The sequence below is a fragment of the Gordonia sp. WA4-43 genome, assembly GCF_020520305.1.
GTDB classification, from domain to species: domain Bacteria; phylum Actinomycetota; class Actinomycetes; order Mycobacteriales; family Mycobacteriaceae; genus Gordonia; species Gordonia hongkongensis.
In genome coordinates, this window is record NZ_CP084736.1 from 4,116,624 (window position 1) to 4,136,096 (window position 19,473).

The following is a 19,473-nucleotide window of genomic DNA, read 5'->3' on the forward strand; positions in this document are numbered from 1 at the left end:
CGAATGCACGAGTACGACGAGTGGCTCGATTCGAGCACGGTCCTCACCTTCACCGAGGGTGGGCCGGAGTTTCGGGTCGAGCCACCGTCGGCTCTGGCGATGCTCGGCATTCATCGCCGCCTGAGTGAGGGCGGCGAGTTTGCCGAACACGAAGAGCGGCAGGCGATCATCACAGTCCTCGGTGACGCCTGGCGGCAGATGGGCGAGGCGGGAATCGCTGAGGCGTACGTCCTGCACTCTGGTCGCGCGGTGCTGTCGCGCTACCTACAGTCCGCCGACGCCGCGATCGACGTGTGGACGTTCACCCCGCCGAAACCGCGGGCTGAGCCGGAGCGCCCCAAGGTCTCGATCTACGGCGAGGCTCCCGACGACGCGATCGACCCGCCCGGCACCATCAACGACTACGACCCCGGCGGCGGACCGTACATGCCCGACAAGGGGATTCGCGTGTGGGCGTATCCGATGGAGTTCGCCCCCGCCAACCAGAAACAGACCGAGCAGCGACGCGACGACGAACGCGCGAGCTGGTCGGACATCTTCGCCACGTGGGAAGCGATCGAGATCGACTTCGCCACCATCTTCGTCTGCGACCTCACGCCCGCGCTCCTCGAGGAGAAGTCGTGGCGGTGGTTCGCGGTGCGGCTCTCTCGAATCCTCGGTGACCCAGACTCTCTCGCGTCTCGAATGATCTCTCTGCGGAAGGCGGTGGACGGTGGCGACTCGGCTCGATGACCTGTCTCGGCACTACGACCCGGACCTGTATCTCCCGATCAACGGCGCGATCTATCAGATCAAGGCGCCGTCGATCATGGAGGTGGAGCGCATCCGTCCGAAGCTGTGGGGTCGGGAGGCGGCCGAGTTCGGTCCGGATGAGGAGTGGCGCGAGTGCGTGTCCATCCTCGGCGCGGCGTTCTTCGAGATGCTCGCCAACGAGGTGCCGGCCCCGTACGTCGGTCACGCTGGCCGCACCGCGCTCATCCACTTCTGTTCCGGCCCGCAGGGCCCCGAACTTGGTCGGGCGCACTGGATCTTCACCGGCATCGGTGAGCGCCTCGACATGGTGAAGATGCTCGAGCACCTCGCGGATAAGGCCGAACGCGCCCGCAATGAGCAGGCCGCGCGCGAAGCGATGAAGGCCGATGGCTGAACGGATCGCGGACCTCTACCTCGATCTGTCGGTCCGCGGCGCGGACAATCTCGACCAGACGCTCCGTCGCGGACGTGAGTCGCTGGAGCAGATGGGCGAGCAGGCCGACGAGACCGCGGAGGCGACCCGTCAGGCCGCGCTACGGTCGACCTCGGCGTACGAGCGTGTGGCGCGCGAGCTCCAGAACACCAACCGCGCGTATCAGCGTCACGCGCAGGAGGTCCGGGACTCCGCGCAGCGCGAAGAGATGGCGATGCAGCGCATGGAGGATGCGCGCCGCCGCTACGGCGACACCTCCGATCAGGCGATCCGCGCCGAGGAGGCGTGGCAGCGCGCGCAACGGGAGTCGCAGCGCGCGTCGCAGCGCGCCGAACGCCAGATGGACCAGCTGCGGATTGCGCAGCAGCGCGCCGCCCAGGCTGCACAGCGCGCCGCCCGGGACGTCCGGTCGGCGGGCGAAGAGATCTCGCAGCCGATCAGCCCGCCGGAGATCAACGGCGCCGAGGGCGCGGGCGAGGACGCCGGTGACGGCATGGGCGGCGGCTTCATGGCCGGATTCGCCGCCCGCATCGCGGGCCTCGGCTCCAAGGCGGGCCCGATCGGTGCCGCGATCGCCGGTGTGGCCGCGATCGGTCTCGGCGCCGGCGCGATGCTGGCGAACGCGATCGTCGAAGGCGCTGAGCGTGAGGCGCTCCGGGACCAGATGCAGGCCAACCTCGGCATCGACGAGGCGACCGCCCGCAGGATGGCGACCGCGGCGTCCGAGGCATACATGGACGTGTTCGGCAACTCGGTGGCCGAGAACATGGCGACTCTGACCTCGCTCGGTGACTTCCAGCTCCTCGACACCTCCGCGTCGCAGGCCGATATGGAGGGTCTGATCGCGAAGACCGCGACGCTGAACCAGATGCTCGGCACGGAGACGCCGGACTCGCTGCGTGCGGTCTCGGGCCTCGTCCGGTCGGGCATGGTGTCTGACATCGACGCGGCGTATGACCTGATCGTCGCGGCACGGCAGCAGGGCCTCGATGCCCAGGGCGACCTCATCGACTCGATCTCGGAGTACTCGACGGGCTGGAAGAACACCGGCCTGACCGCCGAGATGACGATGGGGCTGATCAAGCAGTCGATGTCCCTCGGTGTCGACAACACCGACCGCGCCTCGGATGCGATCCGCGAGTTCGGTCGGCGGATGACCGAAGAGGGCGACACGATCAAGGAGACCCTGAACGGGATCGACCTCAACGGGGAGCAGCTGTTCAACACGCTCAAGAGCGGTGGGCCGGAGGCGAATCGGGCGTTCGACCTGATCTTCGACAAGATCAGATCCATCGAGGACCCGCTGAAGCGTAACGACGTTGCGATGAAGCTCCTCGGTGATACCGCCGGCGACTTCATCGGCGCGTACACCCAGTGGGACCCGTCGAAGGCGCTCGACGAGTTCGGGGCATCGGCCGGCGCCGCCGAGCGTGCTACCTCGGACCTCGGCGCGAACACGGCGACGTCCTGGGAGGGGATGCGGCGCACCGCCGAGGAGTCGGTCGAGGGGATCAAGGCCGCGCTCGCCGAGGCGTTCGGTCCCGAGGTCGCGAAGATCGCCGAGGGGATCGCAGCGAACAAGGACGAGATCGTGGCGTTCTTCGCCGACGTCGTCTCAGCTGCACTCACATTCAGCATCGGACTCGGCAACACCATGGCCGGCGCCTTGAAGGTATTCGGCTACACCACCGGCGCCATCCAGTCGCTACTCGGCGGGCTGATGTCCATGTTCACGAAGGCTTACGGCGCCATCGGTGGACTGATCGAGCACATCCCCGGGATGCAGGGGATCGGGCAGCAGATGCAGGACTCGGCGAAGTCGGCCGAGGACTTCACCGATTCGATCGCCAAGACGAGTGAGAGGTCTCTCGAACTCGCCGACATGATCTCGAATCAGCTCGTCCCCGGTATGACCGCATCGAGGGATCGCTTCAACGAACTCGCGGACAACGCTCGCGAGGGTGCCACCGAGATCGACTTCCTCTCGGGCGCAGTGACGCGGCTGCCGGACGGCAAGTCGATCATCATCCAGGACAACTCGCCGGAGACGCGTGCGCGTCTCGAGGAGCTGGGTTACACAGTCACCACCCTCCCCGATGGGAGCGTGCGGGTTGAGGCAAATACCGGGCCCGCGCAGACGACGCTGGACGAGTTCCTGCGGAACAACGCGAACCGCAAGACGATCGTCGAGGCGATCGTCAAGCCGATGCTGGACCCGAACTATAAGCCGGCGCCGAACGCGCAGTTCCCCGCGGGGTTCCCGAAGTCGTGGAGCAATCCGAAGCAGCCCAACGCTGACGGCTCGATCCGCGAGTACGCCGACGGTGGTGTCGACGGCCACCTCCCAGACCAGGCGGTCATCCAGCCGGCGCGCGGCAAGCGCGGCCTCGTGCAGTGGGCCGAGTCGGATGCGGGCCCGTGGGAGGCGTTCATTCCGGGCGCACCGAACAAGCGTGGCCGGGCGATGAGCATTCTGTCCGAGGTGGCCGACCGGTTCGGCTACTCGCTGTACCGGTCGTATGCCGACGGCGGGATTTCGGGCGGGCGTGTGCCGTACGGGCTGCCGGTCGGGTCGAGCGGTCCGGTCAACGAGCCGTGGGTCGACGAGCTCGAGCGGGCATTCGGTGTCGAGGCCACCACCTACGCCGGCCATCAGGAGCGCGACGGCTTCAACAAGGGCATCGACTGGTCGGGTCCGGTCGAGAACATGCAGCGTCTCGCCGAGTACTTCGCGTCGATCGCCTCGCAGTTGGAGCAGGTGATCTGGCAGAACCCGCAGACGGGGCAGCAGATCGGAGTGGCGGACGGACGGTTCGTCGGTCCGGGTACGGATCAGCCGGGTTACTACTCGGCGGACTGGTCTGGGCATCAGGATCACGTGCACACGCGGCAGTCGTTCGCGCTGCCGTTGCCGGGTCAGAGCTACGCGGTGGTGCCGGGTGGTGTGACGACGGTTCCGCTCATCCAGAAGCCTGACGGGACGTGGACGTCTCCCGATCCGGCGTGGGCGGCGCTGATTGCGCGCGAGTCGGGTGGCATTCCGGACCGTGTCCAGGAGGTCCAGGACGCAAACTCGGGCGGCAACGAAGCCTCGGGCCTGTTCCAGATCGCCAGGGGCACGTGGGCTGGCAACGGCGGTACCGAGTTCGCGCCGACGGCCGGGCAGGCGACGCCGGAGCAGCAGGCGATCGTGGCTGCGCGGATCTTCGAGAAGTCGGGCGGGCAGCCGTGGGGTGCCGGCCTGCCTGGGCGTGAGAACGAGGATGCTCTGCGCGCCGGCCTCAGCACGACTGGCGGCGGGTACGGCTACGGCGTGGAGCCGGGTGGCGGTTATGACGGTAGCCCGGGGTCGACGCCGCCGAAGCCCAAGGAGCCGCCGAAGGACCCGAACACCGTTGAGCTGACCTTCGACAATCCGTTCCAGCCGTTCTGGTGGAAGGGTGAGAAGGAGTATCAGCAGCGGATCATCGACAACTACGAAGCCGAGCAGGCGTGGCAGGACTACCTCAACCAGCGCGGTGACTGGGCGCCGAAGGAGCAGAAGCAGGCCACCAGCCGCAAGACGCTCGCGGAGGCGACGCGGGATCTCGCTGACGCTCAGGATGATCTGCGATTGGCGGAGTTGCGGCAGAAGGAGCTGGACCCGAAGTCGAAGGAGTCGGCGAAGGAGTCGGCGCGTCAGGCGGTCGAGAAGGCTCGCCGGGATGTCGAGGACGCGCAGGCCGCGCTCGATGAGGCCAAGCGGATGCCGAACCCGGTGAAGCAGTACGCGATGGGCGACGTCCGCAACGGCCACCAGCCCGAGATCGTGCGGCCGGGCGACTACCGGCTGTGGGGTGAGCCGGAGTCGGGTGGTGAGTCGTACATTCCGCACGCCAAGGATCGCCGCGCGCGGGCGCTCGGCATCTGGGCTGAGACCGGTCGCATCCTCGGGGTGCAGGGCTTCGATCAAGGCGGGTTCGGCGGCTACGCCGCCGACACACGGGACGCGATGGCGCCGAAGAACCTATACGACCTGATGGCCCTCGGTGTGGGCGGGACGATGACCGCACTCAACACGATCGCCCCGTACGTGAAGATGGCGATGACGGGTCAGGTCGACCTCGGGAACATGACGCCGAACGTCGACCTCGGTGCCAACTCGCCGCCTCTCGTCGCGGAGTACGTCGGGCAGGTCGCCAACCAGATCTCCCAACAGCTCACCGAGATCGTGTGGGCGATCAAGGACGGGAAGAACATTCGCGTCACCGTCGAGAACGCCACAGGGCCGTCGGGCCTCTCACTCACGAGGAGGGGCAAGTGACGCTGTTGACGACCGAGCCGCGTTTCCGGTTCACAGGGTGGGACGGCCAAGAGTTCTCGTTCGGGGACCCGTCGTGCCCGCTGCGTCTGGATCGGATCGACGGTCTCGGTGGCGCGCCGGCGGACTTCGTGGACGTCGAGGGCGCCGGCCAGGCCGGTGTGACGTTCATCGACATGGTCGAGAAGCCGAACGTGATCACGCTGGATCTGCGGTTCGGGCCGCTGATGAACGACGAGACGATCAAGGGGACGGCGGCGGTCGAGGCGTACAGCGGGTGGCGCCGGTCGCTCGGTCGGGGCCGGAAGGTCGGGAAGTTCGAATGCCTCGACACCGAGCGGTTTCAGCTGGTGCGGCCGGTGTTGTCGTCGATGCCGCCGTACAACCTGCGGGACGTCCACAACGTCGGCTACGTGGCTGATGAGCGAATCCAGTTGCGGTCAGATGAATCGTATTGGCGGACTGAGCCGTTCGACCAGACATTCAATTATGGGTCGACCATCCTTGTGGACAACCTTGGGGATGATCCGTCGTGGCCGTGGTACCAGATCACTGGTCCGATCACGGCGCCGACGATCGGGCTCGCGGGTGAGTCGGTCCTGATCAAGCGCGCCAACGGGACGACTCTGACGATCCCCGCGGGCAAGACGCTTACCGTGCAGACCGACCCGGACTGGTGGGAGGTCGTCGACAGTGACGGCGTCGACCATTCGTGGCTCGGCCAGCGCTGGCACACCCGCGCACCGGAGGACACGACCGGCATCCCGGTCACCTTCACCGGCTCCGGCACGTCGTCGGCGACGAAGATCCGAGTCGTTGTGCCGCAACTGTTCTGGACGGCCATCTGATGCCCCCGCTGTTCGATCCCGGCTATGCGCCCGGGTATGCGATGCCGTTCACCGGCCGCGTCGAGCAGTTCGACATCGAGATCGGGAAACGGTTCGGCACCGGCGCCGGGTCGAAGGTGTCGTGGCGGCCGGTCGGCACCTACCAAGAGGCCGCGATCGACTCGACATGGGGTCTCGAGGCCGGCGGCATGGTGTTCACGCTCAAGGAGACCAACCCGCTCAACGACCTGATCACCGACACCGGCATCCAGCGCAAGGCGTACCACGTGCGGGCCCGCTACAACGGACTCGAGTTCACCGGCCGCATCAAGAACCGGACGGTGCGCAGCGAACGCGGCGTCCTGTCGTTCCAGTACGAGTGCGTCGACTACAAGTACTGGCTCACCCGGGTGCTGTTCTGGGTGAACCCGCTGTTCCCGCCCGAGATCCAGGTCGGCCTCACGGGCAAGCAGGACATCGCTTTCGGGCCGTCGGACGCGGTGATGAAGTACTTCCTCGCGAAGAACTTCACCCGCCTCGGCCGCCCGGTCTATTGCAAGCTCCCGATCCGGTGGCCGGCGGCGTGGTCGCAGGACAACATCGCGAACATCTTCGACCTCGACGCGCTGTTCGACATCCTCCTCGGCGGATCGGCGAACGGCGGCGACGTCGGCAGCTCGGGCGGCGCGATGGGCGAACACCTCGGCGACGTCGACCTGCTGGGCCCGATCTCCGACCGCGTCGCCGGACTGTTCGACGAGATCGTCGCGATGCAGTGCCGGTTCTCCCCGGGCGACGAGGCGTTCGCGCAGACCGTCGACCTCCTCGAAATGGGCGTCACGGTGGACTTCTGGGACGGGCACGGCACAAGCCCGCAGGTGTTCAACACCGACACCCTCTCGGATCTGCAGTCGATCATCGACGTCTCCGACGACCACTTCCTCGACCTGTCGCAGCTGTTGAAACCGATCGTCAACGGGCTGTGGTCGTACAGCATGAACCGCGCCGGATACGTGTTCGACACCCAGTTGAAGCGTGACAAGCGGAATGTCATGTGGCGCACTGACGGCACGCAGATCGACAGCTGGGAGAACGCTGAGGAACACGGCGATGCCACCGACGCCGTCGTGGGTGGCAAGTCTCCATCGATGGTCAACGAGCTCATCGAGATCGGCGCCAACCTCGCGATCGCGGCCATCATCGCGGTCGTCGCCACCATCCCCGGGCTCGCCGGCATCGGTGGGCTCGCGGTCGGCGTCGGCGACCTCTTCGATGACATCTTCTTCGCCTACCAACGGTTCTGGGACGCCGAACTCGAGGACGACATCGGCGAGGACGATGCGTTCGCTGAGATCTTCGCCGACAACACCGCGGCGTGGTCGGTGGATTCGTACTCGGTGGGGAAGAAGGCGCTGAAGGACCACGGCGGCTCGAATCAGTTGACCATCAACACGATCGCGTACGGGCCCACGGGTAAGGGCATCAGCTTCGGCGCCGACAACGGCACCGCGCGACGGTTCCGGACCGGCGACATGATGTCGTTCTGGGACCGCGGGAACATCGTCGAGCAGTACGCGTCGAAGGTGACGATCGCTGACAAACCGGGGGAGCGGATGATCCAGCAGGTCACCCTGGGCGACGACAAACGCCTGAAGGGTCCGTGGGATCGCCTGTTGGGCGGTATCGGGCGGGCGTCGGCCGCGATCAACGGCCTCGCCAACAGCACGTAACTCCAACCACATATCCACCCTGCGCCCGTTCTGGGCGTGGGGACCTTCTCATGCCAGGAGGTTCCATGGCGCAGCGTTTCCGGCCGCTTCCGTCGGGCACGAAGGTCACCTCGCCGTACGGCCCGCGGGATGGCGGGTTTCATGGCGGCACCGACTACGGCAAGGACGGCGGATCGGCCGGCCTGCCGGTCTATGCCTGCCAGGCTGGCACCGTCATCTTCGCCGGCGCCGCATCCGGTTACGGAGGGCCCGACCCGGCCGGATGGTTGGTCATCGACTCCGACGACTCCGAAGGTTCGGGGTGCGCCGAGTACGGCCACATCATCCGCGAGGTAGCTCTCGGCGCGAAGGTCCGTGCAGGGCAGCGCATCGGCCGCATCAACCCCGATAGCCGCACGAACGGTGGTGTCGCCCCGCACCTGCATCTCACGGTGTGGCAACGCGCCTACGGCGGCGTGCGGGTCAACCCGGAGGAGTGGCTACGCGGCTGCCCTCACCCCAACACGGTGCCCGCCCCGGCACCCGCACCAGTCTCGGGAGGAACCGTGAACGTCCCCAACCCCGTCACCCGACAGCAGATCTCACCGAACCGGCATTCCGGTGGCCGTGATGTCGACTGGATCGTCATTCACACCCAGGAGGGTTCTGGGACTGCGCGGTCGATCACCGACTACCTGTGTCGCCCGGCCGCTCAGGTGTCGTACAACGCGGTGTGTGACGACCGGGAAACCGTGCTGGTCGTTCCGTGGGATCAGAACCCGTGGTCGGCGATGAACGCCAACAACCGCGGCGACCACATCCTCATGGCGGGTTCGTTCGCGTCGTGGTCGCGCGACAAGTGGCTGTCTCCGGACGCGCGGGACGGCAAGAACGAAGACCTGCAGCTCACCCGTACGGCCGCGCTGGTGGCGTGGCGGTGCGCTGTCCGAGACATCCCGATTCGCTACGTCGGCGGTCGTGGGATGCCGAAATCGCCCGGTGTGTGCGGGCATGTCGACTTCGGGCAGTGGGGCGGCGGACATACCGACCCGGGTCCGAACTTCCCGTGGGGCGAGCTGATCTCGCGGGCCATCTCGATCTACAACGGAGGAAAGGACTGGCTCGCTATGGCAACCATGGCTGAAGTCGAGGCCCTGATCTACAAGTGCCTCAAGGTGTACGTCGGCCCGATCGGGTCGGACGTGAAGGACATTCGTCAGCAACTCACTGGTGGGCGTGACGCCGGCCAGTACGGCGGGTTTGAGCAGGGCGGCAACCGCACCCTGTACGACCTGACCGCAGCTGTCGCCGCGGAGACCGGTGTTGCCGGCACGCGGGACACCCTCGAATCGAAGGAGAAGTGACCATGTCTGCATCCATCACCACACCCCGCCTTGTGTTCGGGCGTGAGCCTGCCGCGTGGACGGCCCTCATCTCCGCGGTCCTGGTGTTGCTCACCACCTTCGGGTTCAACATCTCCACCGACACGCAGGGCGTCATTATGGCCGCGGTCAACGCGGTACTCGGCCTCATCGTGGTCATCACGGTCAAGGAGAGCGTGTATCCAGCGCTCGTCGCGGTCGTACAGACCGCGCTGCCGCTCATGGTGGCGTTCGGGCTGCACCTCACCGAGCAGCAGCAGGGCGCCATCCTCGCGGTCTCCACGATCACCCTCGGGTTCGTGTTCACCCGGCCGCAGGTCACTCCCAAGGCGCCGGTCCTGCCGTCCGAGTCGACGGTCCGATGACCCTTCCCTTCAACCCCGAGGTGTGGAACAGCGTCGGGGTTGTTGGGTTCCTCATCGTGGTAGCCGGCGTCGTGTTTTGGGGGCTGAAACAGGGCTGGCTGATCCTCGGTATCCATCACCGGGAGATTGTGTCGGCGAAGGACGAAACTATCGCGGAGCTCAGGGAGGGGCGCCGCGATGACCGCGAAGTCATCCAGCAGTTGTCGACGACGGTCTCCGAGTGGGACATCACCGGCAAGCTGCAAACCCACATCCTCGACTCGATCCGCGAGTCTGCCGGCAGGGGCCAGTCGTGAGGTGGCCGTGGCAGCGCGAGATCGATCGTGCGCGCAAGGAAGCGGAGCAGGCGCGGCAGGCGAAAGAAGCCGCTGCGGTGCAGTTGCGGGATGTGGAGTCAACCATCAACGAGTCTTTGGAGACGGTGCAGCGGTTGCGTTCTCACCTGGAGCGGAATGGGTGGACGGAGTTGCTGCAGGAAGCGTGGAGTAGAGGATGAGGCACGTGCTGCGTGAAGCCCGCAGAAGGACTGTGCGCGGCGAGTTCTCGGCGGTTGAAAGGTCCGCGTTGGTGGCAGCAATGCTGGTGGTCGGGCTCACGTTGATTGCTGATTTGTGGATCGGCATCGACTACAGGTTGGCCGCGAACATCTCCCTGTTGTGCATCGCGGTCCTGGTCAACACGTTCACGGGGTTCTATCTGACTCGGTCGAAGTGGTGGACGAACCGGATCGGGCGGATCTATCTGGCGAAGTGCCTGGTGTTGTCGCTGGTTCTCGACCAGATCGCTCTCACCCTGTGGTGGGACGCGGATTACCCGTACAGGCAGCAGATTCGGTTCGCGATCTACACGGTGGGCGCGATCGTGTATGTGCCGATGTTGGTGTCGCTGTTGCGTTTGCAGCGCGCGGATCAGGAAGACCAGGTGCCGGCATGAGGGTGGTCAAGTTGCGTGGCGCGGGGGAAGCGTTGGGTGGCCGGAACATGCTGTCGTCGATCCGTGGTGAGGATCTGCCGTATCTGGCGGAGATCCGGCCGATCGGCATTCACACGTACGCGGAGTCGGTGCGGGACGCGCGCAACCAGTTGGCCGCGGTCGACGCCGCCGGCGACCCGTACGTCCTCGTCGGTTACTCGCTGGGTGCAGCGGCCGCGGGCGATTTCGTGCAGTACGACCGGCCCCGGAACTGCAAGGGCATCGTGCTGCTGTCCGATCCGAAGCGCCACGCGAATCAGGTGTCACACAAGGGCGTGCCGGCGGGGCGCTGGGGGATCGCTGGTCAGCGGTTCATCGACCGGGTTCCCTGCTACTCGTACACGATCCCGGATGACCCGATCTCAGCATTGCCGGGGGACAACGGGATGCGTCAGATCGGGCAGCAGGTGACTGGCCTTCATCAGCCGTTGCCGGCGCGGTGGTGGGATGCGGGGTACACGATCCACTGGTTGCTCAAGTACACAACCGGCGGCCGGCACACCGCGTACGGGACTGAGCGCATCAACGGGTCCAGCTACCTCCAGTCGGTGAAGGCGATGGTCGAAGGGTTGGCCGGCTGATGGGTGTTCGTATCCCGGGTGGTCGGAAACCGCAGATCGACAATGATCCGCTCGAGGACTTTTGGGACAACATGGTCGACGCGATCATGGACGTCCCAATCCGCATCCTGATCGGCATCATCGGCATCGTGCCGGTGTTCGGTCAGCCCATCGCGAATGCGTTGGGCGAGTGGCTGTTGGACACGAACGAGAAGGCAGTCGACGCCGCCGAGACAGTGGTGTCGGTGGGCACGCAGGTCGCCTACGTCCAGCAGGTCATCGCCGTCCGTAGCGGTCGGCCGTTGCACGAGACCGGTCCGGATCGTACTGCGTGCGTGTCGTTCCCGTTCTCGGAGATGAACCTGCCGGTCTCCAACATCTCGATCGGTGGCGGCGCACACGAGCACAGCCTGTCGGGAAACTCAGGCTACGAGACCGCAGGCGGCGACAACCACCGACACTCGCTGAACGGCTCCCTGGCGAAAGCGACATCGAGCGGATCGGACCACTCCCATACCGTCTCTCTGTCCACCAACCCACCCGTCGTCAACGCGACCGCAGCCTTCGCACCGTGGGCGTCGATCATCATCGACAGTGCTGCGGAACGAAAAGTGTTGGGCTGGATGGCCTACAAGTCCGGAACCGTCTCCACCTTCCACATCGACGTGTTCCGTCAGGAACCAGACGGGTCGGTCGGCCCTGTCATCTACTCGTCACCGAACCTCGCGGGCGAACTGGTCACGTCGATCGCCTGGATGCAACACCTGATGGATGGGGCGTCGGTCATCGCCGACATCGACGACGTCATTGAAATCCAGTTCCGCATGACCGGCAGCGGCATCGTTCACATCGCGGGCGTCAACTTCCCCTACGCCACACCACTCACCGGTATGCGCCCGTACTCTCCCGGTGCTGGCCGCAACCCGTCAACCACCCCGGTCCCGGCCAGCCTCTCGACTACCGCGCGCGACGCCATGTACGGCGGCCCGACGGTGTTCGTCTCACTGGGCATTGATGTCGGGCAGACCAGCATCCCCGTCGTCATCTTCGACGACTTCAACAATCGCTCGGCATTCGGCCCCGAGTACAAAACGTTCGGCAACATCCGGATCGAGGGTGGCCGGGTCAAGCACACCGCCTCGGGGCTGTCCACGAACAGCGGTGCGGCTATGCGCATTCGGTCGCTCAACTCCGACTACTTCGAGATCAGTTTCGACCTCTGGCTCGATGGAGACGTTGAGGAGTACCAGGTCGCCGGTGTCGGCGGACGCTGCACCTCCAACCTCGGGGCCGGAATCTGGCTGACCGGCAACGAGAACGGCGTCTACATCCAGACCGGCGCCTACAACTCGCGCACCACGCGATCCACCGTGCCCGCGCCGGGATCGGGTCGATACACGCTGCGCCCCATCCGATCTGAGGACGACACCCACTACGTCTACCAGGTGTATTACGGCGACCCCAACGACCCCGAGAACGACCCGATCGACGACTGGGCCGACACCACCGGGATCGTCCCCGACGGCGTCGGCCGGCGCCGCGTCGCGGTCGTCGTCAACGGGGCCGCATTCTTCCCGTCCGGCGAGCTCGACAACTTCGTCGCCCGCGACATCACGACCACCGAGGAGCCCTGATGCCAGACATCACCTACACGCTCGACGACGGATTCGGCACCGCCGACGCGAAGATCAAACTGCGGTGGCAGCCAATGTCACCACAAGGCGTGTCCGGGCGGCTGATCGTCGCCGGGCCACCGCGACAAATCGTGTCGACGGTCGGTGTCCAGACCACGGTCAACAACATCGCGGCAACGACGTGGAAGATCAGCAACCTCGGCGCCATCGCGAACCACCAACCGGTCTCGATCGACGTACCCGAGGGTGGCGGTGACGTCACCAACCTCATCAAGGCGGCGATCGGCATCCCACCGAACGCACCCGTCACCACCGTCGCGACCGCTGCGGCCGCCGCCGCCCAAGCCGCGATCGACGGACTCGACATCGTCACGAAAACGGACGCAGACAACTCTTATGCCCCGCGCTGGCAGCCCAATACGGCGTATGCGATCAATGATCCGGTGTTCTTGCCGAACGGTACGACGGGCAAGCGGACCGCGGCGGGGACGAGCCGTGCGACGTTCGATGCCACGGAGCTGGCGGCGTGGACGGTCGCCTCCGGTGGGGGCACTACGACGGTGGACGGCCTGACCGACGCCACTACGGTGGGCAAAGCGGTAGTGAAGGCATCGAACGCGGCTGCCGCTCGTTCGGCGATCGACGCCGCAACGCCCGGTCAGATCACCACGGCGATCAACAACCTGATCAACGCGGCACCCGGCGCGCTCGACACTCTCGACGAGCTGGCGCAAGCGTTGGGTGATGATCCGAACTTCGCGGCCACCGTCACGGGCTCGATCGCAGCGAAGTACACCAAACCCGGCGGCGGTATCCCCAGCGCTGATCTGGCGTCGGCGGTGCAGACCTTGCTTGCGCTGGTCCCGGACACTGATCTGCGGCGGCGGTTCTCCTCCCGGCTGCAACGCAACACCCCACAGCACCAGGTGGCGTACTGGGACAAGGCCAACACAGCGGCGGCAGTGGCACCGAACTTCGATGTTGGCGGAATTGTGCCGTCGCTGTTCGACAACGCGGCTGCCGGCGCGGCGCTACGGGTGCTCAACGGGTTCCTCACCTTCGCGCCCACAGCAGCAGGCGGGGCGGCGGGGTATCTGTCGGGTGATGCGGGTGCACTGATCACTGGCGGCGGGCTGCGGTGGAAGTGGAACAAGACAGGCCGCACCACCGATGGCGGGTCGATCTGCATCACGTTGACGAAGACGAAGATGACCGCGCTGGCCGCGCCGTTCCCCGACGCAGCACTGCACTTGGTGATCACTCCGTCCGCGGCGCAAATTCAGTACATCACCGGCGGCAGTACGCCGACGTTCGGGAATATCGGTCCTGATGTGGTCTTCGCATCCGCGTTAGCGCAGGACAACTTCACCGAGCACGAGGTCCAGTTCTTCCGCAGCGGCAACGGTATCCGCATCCATATGCCTGACGGACAGGTCATGAGCTACACCCACGCCGCACTGGCCGACAACATCGGGTCCAGCTTCTACATCGAGTGCTACGCCAACGCGGGAAACACCGATGCAATCGCCAATATCGCTGACGCGTGGGTCATCACTGGCGGGGTGAAAGCTCCCTCACAGCAGTTCCTTACCCGCAAAACGTTTGACCAGCTTGCCGCGTGGGAGCCGGTCATCAAGGGCATGTTCCCGTCAGCGCGGGCGGTGGGCCAGGCCTCGATCCCGATGTACATCACCACCAACCGAGTGGTGGGTGCGGTGGCCTATTTCCTCGGCACCGCCGACGGATCGGGGTCGATGACAGTGGAGCTGCGGGACAACGGCGTCACCATCGCCGGTACCTCGGTCACGATCGCGGCGGGACAAACTCAGGGTGTCGCGACTGGCCCGTTCACGTTCATCACCGGGCACAAGATCACCATCCACATCACCGCAGTGGGCGGCAGTCCTGGTATCGGGATCGACGCCCAGATGATCCGGCCATGAACCATCGGCAGGACTTCCGCCACGACTGCGACGACCCCGGCTGCGACCGCCAGCACTTCACCAACGAAGGAGACTGATGAGCGTCACCGACACATGCCCGACCTCACCGAGGATGGCTACGACCGGATCGTGGATCACGGGCGGGTGCAGACGGTCTGGTACCCGGACGGGCGGGTGCGGCTGCGCCACAAGTGCAGGCGCCCGTCAATCGTCCTGCACACCGCGCCGCTGCTCCAGCTCGACAACGGCCACACGATCGTCACGACCGACCCGGTGACCGTCACGCCCTCGTGCGGCTGCGACGACTGCGGCCTCCACGGGTTCCTGATCGACGGCGTCTGGCGGGGCTGCTGATCCGAGTTACATCGACGGTTAAAATTCAACCTCTGGCACCCAACTGGGCGGATATGGGCGGGTTCATCCAACCTTGAAAACGCCGATGTCGATTTCAAGGTTGGGGCCGGAACCTTGAAATTGGAACCGGTCGGCTGCGTCCAAGCTGCATGGTCCTCGACACGATCCTCGCCGTCATCACGTGCGTCGCCGCCGGATGGCTACTGGTGCTCACATCCCCGGAATCGTGAGAAGTGTTGCGCGACAACAGAATCGGATGCTACAGTGATCTCACAAGTTCAGAGCGGGTGAGAGTCAGGAACATCACCAGATCGCCGACGCACAGCGACCCGGCCACTGCGGAAACAATGAGACGCCACCCCCGGAGGCCCATGACGGGGCACCCGCTCTGAACCTGGACAACCACGACGGCCCGCCCTCCACACGGAGAGCGGGCCGATTTCGTCGTCTCTACACCAGCCGCGCGCGGAACTCGCCGCCGACGAACTCCAGATCGCAGAAGTACGTCTGATTCCAGCTCATCGTCCGCCGGCCACCGCTGACAACCTTCTGCACCGCATACTCGCCTTGCAACCGCCACGACGCCCCCGGGGTGCCGCCGGCAGGGTCGACCGCGGTCACCTTCCACGGCGTCACGAGCTGCGGGTCGCCCGTGCTGTTCGGCTCCCGTATCCAGTCCACCCGGACCGCCGCACCACACCACCGGCGCGCCGCGATCGGAAGCCCTCGCGCCGACGTCGGATGCGGCTCTGTCGTCTCGGTGGTCGACGGCGCGGCCGTCGAGTCTGGGCTGGACAGGTTGCCGGCGACCGCGAGGGAGATGATCACCGCGAGGAAAAATACGCCGATCGTCCCGAAGATGAAGAGGCGTTGACGGGTCGCCTTCGCGCGGGCTGCGCGGACGGCGTCGGGATCGGGATAGGGCCAGCCCGGAGGCGGTGTGGACATGGCGGGGAGCATACCCCCGGGGGCTGACCGGCGGGCATCGTCTGAGCGGCCTACGCGGCGAGTCGGTCGATCGCCTCACGTTTGCGGTCGTCGGAGGTCGCGACGTAGATGGCTGTTGTCTGGAGGGATGAGTGCCGGAGGAGTTCCTGGGCGACGCGGAGATCGGCGCCATTCGAGACGAGCTGAGTGCCGAAATAGTGCCGCAAACAATGCGGCGTCCCGGGCACTCGTTGCCGAATCATATGCAGGTGAATGCGCTCGGAAATGGTGCGACCGCCGAGGTGCCGAGCCCGCTGTGACGGGAACCAGAATCCACTCATCGGCATATTCCGCGCGTGATCGAGAACGGGTTGCGCGGCGGGCAGCACATACGACGATCCGCCCTTTCCGGTGACCTCGATTGTGCGCGCTTCGACGTCGAGGTGGCGGGAGTGGAACCGCGCGATCTCGTGGACGCGGAGGCCCTGGAGCGCAGCCAGGAGCACCATCGCCCGGATCGCGTGGTCGTCACCAGCGCCGTCGAGGAGCCGGTGGTACTGCTCGACGGTGATCGGGCGCGGCTGTCGGCGTGGACGTTTCGCGGCCTTGATCGGGGCGACCGGGTTGTCGCCACGTAGCCCCGTCGCGATGGTCCAGCGAAAGAATGCGCTGAGGATCGAGTGGTAGACCGAGCGAGTGACGGGCGCGAGGTCGTCTCGCCCGAGCCATGCCGCGATGTGCCCGGTGGTCGCCGCGAGCACCGGCACGCCAGCGTCTCTCTCGAATCGTCGGAGAACAATTCGTCGGTCTTTTACGGTGCGATTCGACTTCCCTTCGGCATAGAGGTGAGTGATCCAGTCGTCGATTACGTGTGATGTCATCTCAATATCGTTCGCCACAGCAACCTCTTTCGCCTCACGAGTCACATAACGATCTGAATACACCTGTTTGTCGATTACGAATCCGCGTCACACACGCGAAGTTGATTCACGATCCGCAATGTGCAATACGCCAAATGTTCGATTTGATGTCCCCAACCCTGGGGACATCGGGCCCTAAGCGGCGATACGGGGTGACGCCTCGGGCGCCGGGAAGGAGTGGACGACGGCCCCTGGTAGTGACCGGACCTTGTAAGCGAGCGGTCGTCGGTTCAATCCCGACAGGGGGCTCCACACACGAACGCCGCGCACCTCTTCCGGTGCGCGGCGTCTGTCGTTTCGCGGGTTCGGCTCGCCGGCCGGGGCTACCAGATGACGGCAAGGCCCGCGGCGAGCAAGGACAGGGCGCCGGCGGACCAGAAGAGGGCGCGCGGTACGGGTTCGCCGGTGCGCTTCTGCCGAGCGCTGCCCATGCCGAGGATTCCGCCGAGGACGAGCAGGATCACCAGCTTGATGCCGATCTTCGGGTAGTTCAGCTCGATACCGGCCGGCCACGGCGCTGCGAGCGCGAGCCCGGTCAGCAGGGAGAGCAGCAGTCCGTAGTCCATCACGCGGGTGAACCGGAATTCGCGAGCCACGAGTTGGGTGACCCAGCCACCGAAGGTCACGGCGAAGCCGATGATGTGCAGGAAGATTACGACGTTGCGTAGTAGCTCCATGCGGTCACCATACCCAGCAGACACGGCCGAGTTCTGGATTACGAGAACAGGTTCACGGTGCACGATGGACGGATGAAGCACGACGAACCGGGCACCTCCGCCAACTCGACGTCCCCGACCGACGGCGTGGCTCCGGACGGGACCCGCCCAACGGCCCAGACCCGGGTCGGCACCTTCCGCGGGGTCGCCGGGGAACGGGCCGACGTGTGGCGGGGAATCCGGTACGCCCGCCCGCCCGTGGGGGAGTTGCGCTGGCGCCGTGCGGTTCCCCTCGAGGAGGCCGATGCGCCCGAGGACGTGGTGGACGCCTCGACCTTCGGCGCGGTCTGCCCGCAACAACTCAACCCCGCCGTGCGTCTCGGTCCCGATGTGGTCATGGACGAGGACTGCCTGTTCCTCAACGTCTGGACCCCGCCGGGGGCCGCGGAGCACGCCGACGACGCCGTCGGACTCCCGGTCATGGTGTGGCTGCACGGCGGCGCCTACGTGCTGGGGTCGGGAGCCCAGCCGTTCTACGAGGGTTCGAACCTCGCCGCCACCGGCGACGTGGTCGTCGTGACGTTGAACTATCGGCTCGGCGTGCTCGGGTTCGCCGACCTGTCGTCGATCGACCCGCGGTTCGAGTCGAATGCCGGCCTCAGTGACGTGCTCACCGCGTTGCGCTGGGTCCGCGACCACATCGCCGCCTTCGGCGGTGATCCCGACAAGGTGACGGTGTTCGGCGAGTCGGCCGGCGCGGGACTGGTGACCGCGCTGCTCACCATGCCGGCCGCGGCCGGGCTCTTCGGCCGGGCCATCGCGCAGAGTTCGCCCGTGACGTCGATGTACGGCGCCGACCGGGCCGCGCGGGTCGCCGACCAACTGCTCGAGGTCGCCGGGATCGACGCCGGTGAACTCGACACCGGCGAGATCGTCGGGCGTCTCGAACAACTCGACGGCATGACGTGTTCGGCGATCACCACCACGCTGTTCGAGAAGGTCCCCACCGAGGTGCCGGGGACCATCGCGTTCGCGCCGGTCATCGACGGCGATCTGCTGCCCGAACATCCCCTCGACGTCTATCGCGCGGGTCGGGCGCATCCGGTGCCACTGATCATCGGGACCAACCGCGACGAGGCGAATCTCTTCAAATACATGAAGTCGCCGCTGATGCCGATCACCACCGCCGACATCGAGCGCATGTTCGCCGGGATGGCGAAGGAGTATCCGGACGTCGTCCTGCCCGAACGTGCGCAGGTGCTCTCCGCGTATTCCGGTCTGCGCCCGAAGGTCACCGGGCTCGGCGTCGCGCGTGACGTGGCGTTCCGCATGCCCACGCTGTGGCTCGCGGAGGCGCATGCGCGTTCGGCGCCGGTCTATGTGTACCGCTACGACTGGACGACGCGGATGTTCCGGCTGCTCGGTCTGGGGGCCGCCCATGCGACCGAGGTCCCGTACGTGTGGGGGAATCTGGGCAACGGGCCGAAGGACATCACGTTCTTGCTCGGCGGACGTAAGCAGGGAGAAGCGGTGTCGGAGAGAATGATCCGACGGTGGACCGCATTCGCACACGGTCAGGAGCCGGACGCCGGATCGCTCGGGGATCCCTGGCCGACCTACGACACCGGCCATCGCCCGGTGTTGCGCATCGACGCCGAGGACCGGGTCGTGCAGAACCTCGACGGCGACATCTGGGAGGCGTGGGGCGACGAGGTGCTCGGCTTCCGCTGAGCCGCAA

General features: G+C 66.1%; 17 protein-coding genes. 14 read left to right on the forward strand and 3 right to left on the reverse strand.

What is annotated here, in order from left to right:
* Positions 1–3 precede the first annotated feature (3 nt).
* The 13 genes from LEL84_RS18710 to LEL84_RS18770 all read left to right on the forward strand — a co-directional run bounded on the left by LEL84_RS18710 (position 4) and on the right by LEL84_RS18770 (position 15,232).
* The gene (locus tag LEL84_RS18710; protein ID WP_226512453.1) at positions 4–732 is read left to right on the forward strand and encodes a hypothetical protein; all 729 of its coding nucleotides are present in this window, start codon (positions 4–6) and stop codon (positions 730–732) included.
* Entirely contained in the window at positions 713–1,147 is a 435-nt protein-coding gene (locus tag LEL84_RS18715; protein ID WP_226512454.1) for a hypothetical protein, read from the forward strand. The genes LEL84_RS18710 and LEL84_RS18715 overlap by 20 nt, the downstream gene beginning before the upstream one ends.
* On the forward strand, positions 1,140–5,489 hold the full coding sequence (locus tag LEL84_RS18720; protein ID WP_226512455.1) for a transglycosylase family protein: 4,350 nt from the start codon (positions 1,140–1,142) through the stop codon (positions 5,487–5,489). The genes LEL84_RS18715 and LEL84_RS18720 overlap by 8 nt, the downstream gene beginning before the upstream one ends.
* Positions 5,486–6,334, forward strand: coding sequence for a hypothetical protein (locus LEL84_RS18725; protein ID WP_226512456.1), 849 nt, complete (start codon positions 5,486–5,488; stop codon positions 6,332–6,334). The genes LEL84_RS18720 and LEL84_RS18725 overlap by 4 nt, the downstream gene beginning before the upstream one ends.
* Positions 6,334–8,043: a hypothetical protein gene (locus LEL84_RS18730; RefSeq protein WP_226512457.1), complete on the forward strand. Its 1,710-nt coding sequence runs from the start codon at positions 6,334–6,336 to the stop codon at positions 8,041–8,043. Before LEL84_RS18725 ends, LEL84_RS18730 begins: the two co-directional genes overlap by 1 nt.
* A 65-nt stretch (positions 8,044–8,108) precedes the next feature.
* Positions 8,109–9,386: an N-acetylmuramoyl-L-alanine amidase gene (locus LEL84_RS18735; protein ID WP_226512458.1), complete on the forward strand. Its 1,278-nt coding sequence runs from the start codon at positions 8,109–8,111 to the stop codon at positions 9,384–9,386.
* Between the two features lie 2 nt (positions 9,387–9,388).
* A complete protein-coding gene (locus tag LEL84_RS18740; protein ID WP_226512459.1) occupies positions 9,389–9,769 on the forward strand; it encodes a hypothetical protein in 381 nt (126 codons plus the stop codon).
* Positions 9,766–10,065: a hypothetical protein gene (locus LEL84_RS18745; protein WP_226512460.1), complete on the forward strand. Its 300-nt coding sequence runs from the start codon at positions 9,766–9,768 to the stop codon at positions 10,063–10,065. Before LEL84_RS18740 ends, LEL84_RS18745 begins: the two co-directional genes overlap by 4 nt.
* Positions 10,066–10,261: 196 nt before the next feature.
* Complete coding sequence (locus LEL84_RS18750) at positions 10,262–10,702, forward strand: hypothetical protein (RefSeq protein ID WP_226512461.1); 441 nt, start codon at positions 10,262–10,264, stop codon at positions 10,700–10,702.
* On the forward strand, positions 10,699–11,322 hold the full coding sequence (locus LEL84_RS18755; RefSeq protein ID WP_226512462.1) for an alpha/beta hydrolase: 624 nt from the start codon (positions 10,699–10,701) through the stop codon (positions 11,320–11,322). The genes LEL84_RS18750 and LEL84_RS18755 overlap by 4 nt, the downstream gene beginning before the upstream one ends.
* Positions 11,322–12,935 (forward strand): hypothetical protein, encoded by a 1,614-nt coding sequence (locus LEL84_RS18760; RefSeq protein ID WP_226512463.1) that lies wholly within the window; start codon positions 11,322–11,324, stop codon positions 12,933–12,935. Before LEL84_RS18755 ends, LEL84_RS18760 begins: the two co-directional genes overlap by 1 nt.
* Positions 12,935–14,878: a hypothetical protein gene (locus tag LEL84_RS18765; protein WP_226512464.1), complete on the forward strand. Its 1,944-nt coding sequence runs from the start codon at positions 12,935–12,937 to the stop codon at positions 14,876–14,878. The genes LEL84_RS18760 and LEL84_RS18765 overlap by 1 nt, the downstream gene beginning before the upstream one ends.
* Before the next feature lie 93 nt (positions 14,879–14,971).
* A complete protein-coding gene (locus tag LEL84_RS18770) occupies positions 14,972–15,232 on the forward strand; it encodes a hypothetical protein (RefSeq protein WP_226512207.1) in 261 nt (86 codons plus the stop codon).
* A gap of 450 nt (positions 15,233–15,682) precedes the next feature.
* Here LEL84_RS18770 and LEL84_RS18775 read toward each other — a convergent pair whose 3' ends face one another.
* The 3 genes from LEL84_RS18775 to LEL84_RS18785 all read right to left on the reverse strand — a co-directional run bounded on the left by LEL84_RS18775 (position 15,683) and on the right by LEL84_RS18785 (position 17,756).
* Positions 15,683–16,180 carry a hypothetical protein gene (locus LEL84_RS18775; protein WP_226512465.1) on the reverse strand — a complete coding sequence of 166 codons (498 nt, stop codon included), beginning with the start codon at positions 16,178–16,180 and terminating at the stop codon, positions 15,683–15,685.
* Between the two features lie 50 nt (positions 16,181–16,230).
* Positions 16,231–16,926, reverse strand: coding sequence for a tyrosine-type recombinase/integrase (locus LEL84_RS18780; protein ID WP_226512466.1), 696 nt, complete (start codon positions 16,924–16,926; stop codon positions 16,231–16,233).
* A 476-nt stretch (positions 16,927–17,402) separates the two neighbouring features.
* Positions 17,403–17,756, reverse strand: coding sequence for a hypothetical protein (locus LEL84_RS18785; protein WP_058251248.1), 354 nt, complete (start codon positions 17,754–17,756; stop codon positions 17,403–17,405).
* Between the two features lie 72 nt (positions 17,757–17,828).
* Between LEL84_RS18785 and LEL84_RS18790 the strand changes: the two genes are divergently transcribed.
* A complete protein-coding gene (locus tag LEL84_RS18790; protein ID WP_226512467.1) occupies positions 17,829–19,466 on the forward strand; it encodes a carboxylesterase/lipase family protein in 1,638 nt (545 codons plus the stop codon).
* The last annotated feature ends 7 nt before the right edge of the window (positions 19,467–19,473 follow it).

Coding starts and splice junctions, on each gene's coding strand:
- LEL84_RS18775 (WP_226512465.1), bottom strand. CDS start 16,180: ATGTCCACACCGCCTCCGGGCTGGCCCTATCCCGATCCCGACGCCGTC.
- LEL84_RS18735 (WP_226512458.1), top strand. CDS start 8,109: ATGGCGCAGCGTTTCCGGCCGCTTCCGTCGGGCACGAAGGTCACCTCG.
- LEL84_RS18760 (WP_226512463.1), top strand. CDS start 11,322: ATGGGTGTTCGTATCCCGGGTGGTCGGAAACCGCAGATCGACAATGAT.
- LEL84_RS18745 (WP_226512460.1), top strand. CDS start 9,766: ATGACCCTTCCCTTCAACCCCGAGGTGTGGAACAGCGTCGGGGTTGTT.
- LEL84_RS18710 (WP_226512453.1), top strand. CDS start 4: ATGCACGAGTACGACGAGTGGCTCGATTCGAGCACGGTCCTCACCTTC.
- LEL84_RS18740 (WP_226512459.1), top strand. CDS start 9,389: ATGTCTGCATCCATCACCACACCCCGCCTTGTGTTCGGGCGTGAGCCT.
- LEL84_RS18720 (WP_226512455.1), top strand. CDS start 1,140: ATGGCTGAACGGATCGCGGACCTCTACCTCGATCTGTCGGTCCGCGGC.
- LEL84_RS18750 (WP_226512461.1), top strand. CDS start 10,262: ATGAGGCACGTGCTGCGTGAAGCCCGCAGAAGGACTGTGCGCGGCGAG.
- LEL84_RS18770 (WP_226512207.1), top strand. CDS start 14,972: ATGCCCGACCTCACCGAGGATGGCTACGACCGGATCGTGGATCACGGG.
- LEL84_RS18765 (WP_226512464.1), top strand. CDS start 12,935: ATGCCAGACATCACCTACACGCTCGACGACGGATTCGGCACCGCCGAC.
- LEL84_RS18755 (WP_226512462.1), top strand. CDS start 10,699: ATGAGGGTGGTCAAGTTGCGTGGCGCGGGGGAAGCGTTGGGTGGCCGG.
- LEL84_RS18790 (WP_226512467.1), top strand. CDS start 17,829: ATGAAGCACGACGAACCGGGCACCTCCGCCAACTCGACGTCCCCGACC.
- LEL84_RS18785 (WP_058251248.1), bottom strand. CDS start 17,756: ATGGAGCTACTACGCAACGTCGTAATCTTCCTGCACATCATCGGCTTC.
- LEL84_RS18730 (WP_226512457.1), top strand. CDS start 6,334: ATGCCCCCGCTGTTCGATCCCGGCTATGCGCCCGGGTATGCGATGCCG.